Raw genomic sequence first — 8,190 nt, forward strand, 5'->3', positions numbered from 1 at the left:
ATGTTGAAAAATGCGGGGATGAGGTGGGGGTAGCGGAGAAATTCCAATCGAACCCGGAGATAGCTGGTTCTCCCCGAAATAGCTTTAGGGCTAGCCTCGGAAAGAAGAATCGTGGAGGTAGAGCACTGATTGGGTGCGGGGCCCGCAAGGGTTACCAAGCTCAGTCAAACTCCGAATGCCATAGATTTAGTTCCGGGAGTCAGACAGTGAGTGCTAAGATCCATTGTCGAAAGGGAAACAGCCCAGACCATCAGCTAAGGTCCCCAAGTGTGTGTTAAGTGGGAAAGGATGTGGAGTTGCACAGACAACCAGGATGTTGGCTTAGAAGCAGCCACCATTGAAAGAGTGCGTAATAGCTCACTGGTCGAGTGACTCTGCGCCGAAAATGTAACGGGGCTAAACACACCACCGAAGCTATGGCTTGATGCTTATGCATCAGGGGTAGGGGAGCGTTGAATGCGGGTTGAAGGTGTACCGTAAGGAGCGCTGGACTGCATTCAAGTGAGAATGCCGGTATGAGTAACGAAAAGATCTGTGAGAATCAGATCCGCCGAAAGCCTAAGGGTTCCTGAGGAAGGTTCGTCCGCTCAGGGTAAGTCGGGACCTAAGGCGAGGCCGATAGGCGTAGTCGAAGGACAACAGGTCGAAATTCCTGTACCACCGTAATCCGTTATGAGCGATGGGGTGACGCAGTAGGGTAGTGACGCGGACTGATGGATGTCCGTCTAAGCAGTGAGGCTGGTGTGTAGGCAAATCCGCACATCGTTAAGGCTGGGCTGTGATGGGGAGCGAAAATTGTAGTAGCGAAGGTCATGATCTCAGACTGCCAAGAAAAGCCTCTAGCCAGGAGAAGGTGCCCGTACCGCAAACCGACACAGGTAGGCGAGAAGAGAATTCTAAGGCGCGCGGAAGAACTCTCGTTAAGGAACTCGGCAAAATGACCCCGTAACTTCGGGAGAAGGGGTGCCTCGGTAGGGTGAATAGCCCGAGGGGGCCGCAGTGAAAAGGCCCAAGCGACTGTTTAGCAAAAACACAGGTCTGTGCGAAGCCGCAAGGCGAAGTATACGGGCTGACGCCTGCCCGGTGCTGGAAGGTTAAGGGGAGTGGTAAGCCCTTCGGGGCGAAGCTATGAACCGAAGCCCCAGTAAACGGCGGCCGTAACTATAACGGTCCTAAGGTAGCGAAATTCCTTGTCAGGTAAATTCTGACCCGCACGAATGGCGTAACGACTTGGGCGCTGTCTCAACGAGAGATCCGGTGAAATTTTAATACCTGTGAAGATGCAGGTTACCCGCGACAAGACGGAAAGACCCCATGGAGCTTTACTGCAGCTTGATATTGAATTTGGGTACGATCTGTACAGGATAGGTGGGAGCCGTTGAATCTTGAGCGCCAGCTTGAGAGGAGGCATCCTTGGGATACCACCCTGATCGTATCTAGGTTCTAACTTGGTACCGTAATCCGGTGCGAGGACAGTGTCAGGTGGGCAGTTTGACTGGGGCGGTCGCCTCCTAAAGAGTAACGGAGGCGCCCCAAGGTTCCCTCAGAATGGTTGGAAATCATTCGAAGAGTGCAAAGGCAGAAGGGAGCTTGACTGCGAGACCTACAAGTCGAGCAGGGACGAAAGTCGGGCTTAGTGATCCGGTGGTACCGCATGGAAGGGCCATCGCTCAACGGATAAAAGCTACCCTGGGGATAACAGGCTTATCTCCCCCAAGAGTCCACATCGACGGGGAGGTTTGGCACCTCGATGTCGGCTCATCGCATCCTGGGGCTGAAGTAGGTCCCAAGGGTTGGGCTGTTCGCCCATTAAAGCGGTACGCGAGCTGGGTTCAGAACGTCGTGAGACAGTTCGGTCCCTATCTGTCGTGGGCGTAGGAAATTTGAGAGGAGCTGTCCTTAGTACGAGAGGACCGGGATGGACGTACCGCTGGTGTACCAGTTGTTCCGCCAGGAGCACCGCTGGGTAGCTATGTACGGAAGGGATAAGCGCTGAAAGCATCTAAGCGTGAAGCCCCCCTCAAGATGAGATTTCCCAGTATGTAAGACCCCTTGAAGACGACGAGGTAGATAGGTTGGGGGTGGAAGTGCAGTAATGCATGGAGCTGACCAATACTAATCGGTCGAGGGCTTATCCTAAGAATAAAACGCAATGAGTTTCGGATCCAGTTTTCAGGGTGTAACCTTGAAGGTATGTACAAGTGACATACGACAAGCGCATGGCTATTCATTCACACGATGAGTGATGAACCGAATAACCGTACGGTAGAATTTGCACAGCAAATTCATGTTTGGTGGCGATAGCGGAGGGGTTCCACACGTACCCATCCCGAACACGACCGTTAAGCCCTCCAGCGCCGATGGTACTTGGACCGCAGGGTCCTGGGAGAGTAGGACGTTGCCAAGCACGATAAAAGAGCACAGCCTTAACGGGCTGTGCTCTTTTTGTATACCATAAGGCTTTTGCGTTTTGGAAAATATACAAGAAACCCATACCTATACTCCATTCCACTAAAATAATAAGATTGGAACATAACTACAATAAAGCTTACAACACTCCGCATATCGACCGATAGTGAAGTCAAACATAATGAATTTATAAAGCAGCAAGTCTCCAACAACAGGGAGACTTGCTGCTTGCCGTTACTGTTTTTTGGGGGGTCAAAGATTAAAAGTAAGGCTATAAATTTCTAGAGAACAGGCACTTTTGAAGCGAGATAGAAACGTTTCTAGTAGAGTTTGAAAAGAAAATTCATAGCTTTGGAAGAGAAAAACTCAATCCGAACTGATTTTTTTAGACGAAGAGTCAGAAAAAAATATGTAAAACATGGTCCTTTAGGACTATGAAATAACAAAATTTATTACAAAATTAAAGAATTATTAATTTTGGCTTATGTGAGCTTGATACAAATTCGATCCATTATTTAGGGAATTAAAGAGAGCTGCGGAAAAAGGCGGAATTTGTCGGATGATATCAGGTTGAATTTGTTACATTTATGTTAATGGCATGTAAAGATAAAATTGTTGTAGGATAAGGGGTTGGAGCTTCAATGTAAATCATAATGAGTCTAGTTTTACAACATTCGTGAAAACCTAAAAATTCGTTTTAAACTAAATTAACAGATCATAATTGACAGATAACTAATACAAAAAGTGAAATTGTTGCTTTTGAAGTTTGGAAACAAATAACAGAATATGGATTTTGTTTTATTTTTATGAGCTCTATCAATTTAGCCCTTTTGTCCCATGCCAAGCGGTTTTAAAGTTTGTATATTTAAAAACAGTTAGAAAGTGTTGGAAGAAAAAAAGAGATATAAGGATTTACTGTAAAATTATGAACTGCATAGAGGATGGAGGAATTCATATGACGACTCGATCACAATCTTGGTTTGCGAAAACCGAGGTCCAACCGACTGCGAAGCTCCAACTATTTTGCTTCCCCTACGCCGGTGGTGGTGCTTACATATTTAACTCTTGGAAGTCTAGGTTTGCACCTGACATTACCGTGTTGCCTATACAACTTCCAGGACGTGAAAGCCGTTCAACAGAAGCTCCAATGGATACTCTTCAAGACATCGTTCAATCGTTGGTTCCCGCAATGGCTCCATACATGCATAAGCCGTTCGCTTTTTTTGGGCACAGTATGGGGGCACTGATTGCATTTGAAACAGCACGGCAATTGTACAGCAAAACTGGAAAGCTACCTGTGCACATCATCATATCTGGTAAATCCGCACCACATCTTCCATACTCCAAAAAACGACTCCATGATTTAGCAGACGATTCTTTCACCGAAGAGCTTCGTTTAATGCAGGGAACACCTGAAGAGGTGCTGCAAAATGCAGAATTGATGCAAATTATTATGCCTCGTCTGCGTGCAGATTTTAAGGTATGTGAAACTTATGTTTATCAGCCGGGAAATCCACTGGTATGTCCGATGACCGTTTTAGGCGGAATGAAGGATTTTGAGGTTAGCACAGATTCACTCCATGCCTGGCAACAGCATACGACATCACCTATGGATGTTCGGATGTTCGAAGGTAATCACTTTTTCATCCATGAACAAGAACAAGAGGTTATGAGCGCAGTCGAGAACATTCTTTCCGCATCCTCGCCGATGGCCCACGCGGCGGCAGCTCATACAGCTTGCAACACAAGCACCCTACAACCACGATTCAGACAGAGTTGAATGTCCCACACATCACGATACACTTCGTTATTACCATCTCAGCAACAATCGACAACCAAACCACAACCAAGATGCAAATTCCAGCATAGTTCAAAATCGCATTTTATTCTGTACGGATACTTATGCATCCAAACCCAGAGTTTATCTCAACGACGTCCACAGCCAATATAAAAAGTTCGCACTGAAAAGTGTAGGCAGCGAAAAGAGGGATGCCCTTGTTTCGATCAAATTCTGCTTTTCGGAGACTCGCACGTTATGTAAGGCCGTATAATCTATGGGTTTTCATAACGGTGATCGCCTCCTTGTGTTTGGCAGCTATTGACATTATTTTGGGTAAGGCCATTGAGCAAATGGCACAGGGGACATTCTCCTCTACCCAGAACATGATCTATCTGGTTGTTGGTATGACGCTAATTGGAATGCCCTGTAAGTTTGTGATGAGGTACGCTTCAGCGCGATTTAGTGTTAGTGCTCTGCGCGACTTGAGAGGCGATCTCGTACATAAGTTTTGCGATTTACCGGTTTCCAGCGTGGAAAGGAAATTTACCGGAGATTTGGTATCCCGTCTAACCAATAATACGGCAGTATTACAGAACTTTTTTATCCAGCAGTTTTCCAATCTGTTTTATTTACCGCTTGTGTTTACGGCATCACTCATATTGCTTTTACTGACAAGCTGGAAACTGATATTAGCAAGTCTTGCGCTCATGCCAATAGGAATGATCATAACATCACTAATGAGTAAGCCGATTGAAAAATATTCCGCGGATCTTCAGGAGAAAATTGCTCATTTGAACGCTGTGGGGCAAGATGCAATCGGAGGAATTCCTATCGTCAAGGCATTCAATATGCAAGCTGTGCTGTTGAAGAAGTATATGGCGATTATGGAGGAGGTCGTCAAGCGAGGCTTAAGGCTAGAAAAGCGCTATGCGGCCATTACTCCGGTAGGTGTGATGATGCTGGCAACACCGATTATTTTGGTCATTGTATACGGAGGATACCTGATACAACAAGGAGAGCTGAATGCTGGAGGCATTGTACTTTTTTTATACCTGATTTCGTTCATATTGCAGCCGATTGCCATGCTGCCGACAATCATTTCGCAAATGAAGGAAGCGGGCGGAGCCGCAAAGCATTTATTTGAGGTGCTGGATTGGCAGAATGAACGTCAGGACGGCGAAATGATCTTGGTAGATCAGAGGCGAGAGAATAGGGCGCCTCATTTGGAAGACGATGCAGATGGGGAAGCCAACCGAATGAGTGAAGGCAGAGCAGAAAGCGATGATGACGTTGATGGTGTTGCTGTAGTCAGCTTTGAGCATTTGACCTTTGGCTACGATGAAGGGAACACAGTGCTGAAGGATATCAGCTTCCAGGCAGGGCAAGGGGATATGGTGGCGATTGTCGGTGCCAGCGGTGGCGGTAAAAGCACGATTTTCAAGCTACTTTGCGGATTTAATGAACCTGGAGAGCATGCCGGAACCATTCAACTATTTGGAAAGAGTTTGACAGATTGGAATTTAACAAGCCTGCGCAGTCATATTTCGATGGTATCTCAGGAGTCGTCGCTTTTTCCGGCCACTATTGCAGAAAATATCGGATATGGACGTCTGGAGGCGACTCGGGAAGAAATTGTCGAGGCGGCGAAAGCGGCACATGCGCATGATTTTATTGTTCAACTTCCCGAGGGCTATGAAACCCTGTTGAGCGAGCGGGGAGGCGGATTGTCTGGCGGTCAAAAACAGCGTATTTCTATAGCAAGAGCATTACTGAAAAATGCTCCGCTGCTTCTATTGGACGAGCCGACTTCAGCACTCGATAGTCAGTCGGAGGCTCAGGTGCAGAATACGATGAATGCGGTAATGCAAAACCGGACGGTACTGGTCATTGCTCATCGACTGTCAACCGTACGTCAGGCGAACCGTATTATTGTACTCGATCAGGGGAGCATTGTGGAATCGGGTTCTCATGAGGAATTACTAGGTCGTGATGGTGTGTACCGAAAGCTGTATTTGAAAAATTTTGAAGAAGAACAGCATACGGCGGAAAACGGTAATTCGTTGCCTGAGGAAAGGAGTGAGCGTCGTGACCTTCAAGCAGGGGTTTTATGAATTTAAGCAGTTGACGTCCCTGATGAAGCCGCACCGAAAATGGTATTTTACCGGGCTGGTTGGCAATAGTCTGACCAATGCCAGCATCACGATTTTACTTTCTTTCGTGGTGCATTATTTGCTGAATTTCGCGGTTAATGGCGATGTACAGGAGCTATACCGAGCGGTCTATTTGGTCAGTGGTACATTTTTGGCATTAAGTCTTATTTCCCCCCTGTGCAGCTATATGTATAAACGGTGTGTAAAGCTGGCGATTGCCGATGTACGAATGAAACTATTTGGCCACATTGTCAAGCTATCGTACGAAAAAGCCGAAAAACACCATTCGGGTGATCTTGTATCCCGTATGACGAACGATGTACAGGCGCTGGAGCAGGCTTACACCGTTCATATCCGCTCGATTATACTAGAAATTTCGCTTTTCTTGGGCTCGTTGGTCATTTTGATGGTTCTGGATTGGCGATTTGGGATTATGGCGGTTTTACTTGGGCTGGCTTCAGCCTGGATAAATGCTCATTTCGCGAAGAAAATGCGAAAGACGAGTGAAGAGTTACAGGGACGGATGAGCAGGTTCACGGAACGATTGAGTGATTTGCTTTCAGGTTTGCAGACGGTGAAGTTGTTTGGGTTGAGGACAAAGGTAGGTGGACTTTGTAACGATGCAAGCGAGGACATAAACCGCATCAGCATTCGGCAGGGACGGCATATGGGCTTGCAGGATATGTGCAATTTTGTCATAGAGTTCATCACGCTGGGCGGTGTGCTTGTCGCCGGATTGATTCTGGTATCGCAGAAGCAAATGGAACTGGGAGTATTGGGACAGATTGTGCAGCTGCAAACTGGTATTTCAACGGTGTTTTTGGAGCTAGGGGCGGCTGTAACACTGTTACAAAACTCCTTGGCAGGCTTGGCGCGTATTCGCGAAATTCTGGATGAGTCGAAGGAAGAGGAGCAGTTCCCCGCGGCTAAAAAGAAGGGACCGCTGACTAGGCTTATCGATCCCGAGACGGCAGCTTTATCAGTCCGTGAATCTGGGGAATTCTATGGCGATGTTGAGACTTTGCATTCAGACCACGCCATTGAACAGACTCCGGCTGCGCTGGAGCTGCACGACATCACATTTGGCTATCAGCCTGACCATCCAACGCTGCAAAGGTTAAACTTGGTCGTGCCGGAAGGGCAGGTAACCGCGCTTGTCGGCCCGAGTGGTGGTGGCAAAAGCACAGTCATGAAGCTGTTGCTGGGATTTTACCCACCGGACGAAGGTGTGCTGCGGGTTCGTGGTCGCTTGGCAGAAGAGTTTCCGTTGGATGAGGTCAGGGATTTGATGGCCTATGTACCACAGGAGGCTACGCTGTTCCACGGTACAGTAGCGGATAATATCCGCTTTGGCTCACCGGTTGCTACGGATGAGGAAGTAGAGGCTGCAGCCAAAACAGCCTATGCCAGCGGCTTCATAGCCGAACTGCCAGAGGGGTACGACACGATTGTCGGTGAACGCGGAGCCAATTTGTCCGGCGGTCAAAGACAGCGGATCGCAATTGCCCGTGCTTTGCTCAAAAATGCACCAATTTTGCTATTGGATGAAGCGACCTCGGCTTTAGATGCAGAATCGGAATATGAAGTCCAGCAGGGCTTAAATGAGTTGATGAAGGATCGTACGACATTAGTTATTGCCCATCGATTGTCTACCATTGAACGGGCTGATACGATCTGTGTCCTTGCCGATGGCGAACTGAAAGAGCAGGGTACCCATGATCAGCTCCTTGCCGAGGGCGGTCATTATGCAGAGCTGTATGAGCTTCAATTTCGAAAGCATCCCGAGGAACAAACCGCATAAATATGCGAATTTCCTTTTTACCAATATCTATTTTGCGAGGAGAGAGACGG

3 protein-coding genes and 2 rRNA genes (1 of these 5 only partly in view) are annotated in these 8,190 nt (G+C 47.5%); all 5 read left to right on the top strand.

Features of this window, described 5'->3' with window-relative positions:
• Positions 1-2,139, top strand: a 23S ribosomal RNA gene (locus KAI37_RS11450) (it extends 792 nt beyond the left edge of the window).
• 151 nt (positions 2,140-2,290) lie between these two features.
• Positions 2,291-2,407, top strand: a 5S ribosomal RNA gene (rrf, locus tag KAI37_RS11455).
• 957 nt (positions 2,408-3,364) lie between these two features.
• Positions 3,365-4,189 carry a thioesterase II family protein gene (locus KAI37_RS11460; RefSeq protein WP_071640822.1) on the top strand — a complete coding sequence of 275 codons (825 nt, stop codon included), beginning with the start codon at positions 3,365-3,367 and terminating at the stop codon, positions 4,187-4,189.
• 215 nt (positions 4,190-4,404) lie between these two features.
• Positions 4,405-6,300 carry an ABC transporter ATP-binding protein gene (locus tag KAI37_RS11465; RefSeq protein ID WP_220031288.1) on the top strand — a complete coding sequence of 632 codons (1,896 nt, stop codon included), beginning with the start codon at positions 4,405-4,407 and terminating at the stop codon, positions 6,298-6,300.
• Positions 6,275-8,140: an ABC transporter ATP-binding protein gene (locus KAI37_RS11470; protein ID WP_220031289.1), complete on the top strand. Its 1,866-nt coding sequence runs from the start codon at positions 6,275-6,277 to the stop codon at positions 8,138-8,140. The genes KAI37_RS11465 and KAI37_RS11470 overlap by 26 nt, the downstream gene beginning before the upstream one ends.
• The last annotated feature ends 50 nt before the right edge of the window (positions 8,141-8,190 follow it).

Source organism: Paenibacillus sp. S25 (assembly GCF_019454085.1).
Lineage (GTDB): Bacteria > Bacillota > Bacilli > Paenibacillales > Paenibacillaceae > Paenibacillus > Paenibacillus polymyxa_B.